Annotated in this window: 1 protein-coding gene; it reads left to right on the plus strand. The window is 49.5% G+C overall.

The features are described 5' to 3' along the window. A partial coding sequence (locus tag LGT40_RS00300; protein ID WP_226343107.1) for a class I tRNA ligase family protein occupies positions 1-666 on the plus strand: 666 nt, incomplete at both ends.

A 666-nucleotide genomic window follows, 5' to 3' on the forward strand; every position in this document is an offset into this window, starting at 1 on the left:
TCAGGACTGGTGTATTTCCCGGCAAATCTGGTGGGGACACCGTATCCCTGCCTGGTATGACGAACAGGGCAATATCTATGTCGGTAAGGATGAAGATGATGTGCGTCAAAAACATCAACTATCGGATTCTGTTGCACTCAGACAGGATGAGGATGTGCTGGATACCTGGTTCTCTTCCGCCTTATGGCCTTTCTCCACCCTGGGTTGGCCAGCCGATGATGCGGCATTAAAAACCTGGTATCCGACCAGTGTATTGGTCACCGGCTTTGACATTATCTTTTTCTGGGTGGCGCGGATGATGATGATGGGCATTAAGTTCATGGATGAGGTGCCATTTAAAGAAGTGTATATCCATGGTCTGGTGCGTGATTCGCATGGTCAGAAAATGTCAAAATCCAAGGGTAATGTGTTGGATCCCATCGACATTATTGATGGTATCGATCTGGAATCCCTGGTCGCCAAACGCACCAGCGGCATGATGCAGCCCCAGCTGGCTGCCAAAATTGAAAAAGCCACCCGCAAGGAATTCCCGGAAGGTATCGCGCCACATGGTACTGATGCCCTGCGCTTTACCTTTGCCTCGCTGGCCACTACCGGCCGTGATATTAACTTTGATATGAATCGGATTGCCGGTTATCGCAATTTCTGCAACAAACTGTGGAATGC

The sequence above is a fragment of the Methylophaga pinxianii genome (genome assembly GCF_020447225.1).
GTDB classification, from domain to species: domain Bacteria; phylum Pseudomonadota; class Gammaproteobacteria; order Nitrosococcales; family Methylophagaceae; genus Methylophaga; species Methylophaga pinxianii.